1 pseudogene is annotated in these 612 nt (G+C 30.2%); it reads left to right on the plus strand.

From position 1 onward, the window contains the following. Positions 1-443, plus strand: a pseudogene (locus L8X97_RS08290) (hypothetical protein); the annotation flags it as partial. Between the last annotated feature and the right edge of the window lie 169 nt (positions 444-612).

The following is a 612-nucleotide window of genomic DNA, read 5'->3' on the forward strand; positions in this document are numbered from 1 at the left end:
ATAATGAATATCAAATTTCTGAAGATGAATTTGGAGATATATATAAAGCCTTAAGAAGTGATATAGTTGAGGGTAAGATAAAAGATCCAAGGGATGTAGATTCTACTTATGAAAGCAGAAGAGAATTTGATCGTTATATGGATGGGTATTCTAATGGTATGATTAATGCCTATGGTTATGATATTCCAAATGATTGGAATGATGCACAATTAAAAATAGATTCTATGATATTAACTGCCAAACTCGCAGCTCTAACTCCACCTCAAGGCTATCCTAATGCACCAAGATATTTTACCCCTGAAAACCTAGAATGGTATTATAAAAGACATAAGCTTGATAAACTCCTTGATCCAAGAATTCCTGCCATATATAGATATAATTTTCCAGAGGATTTAAGAGCTAAAATACTAGCTTATGCTAAAGAGCATAATATAAAAGAGTAAAAATAATGAATTTCATTAGCCACTACTATAATCATGGAAGATGGTTTATATATAGGATGAAAGGATAAAAAATGAGTGAAACTTATGAAATTTATACACCCGAAGGTTTTATATTAAATGTAGATAAACAAAGTGGAAGAATACTATTTCCAAAGTCAAAAAAACCTAC

Origin of the sequence: Campylobacter sp. CNRCH_2013_0671h, from assembly GCF_025773055.1 — a bacterium.
GTDB classification, from domain to species: domain Bacteria; phylum Campylobacterota; class Campylobacteria; order Campylobacterales; family Campylobacteraceae; genus Campylobacter_D; species Campylobacter_D lari_D.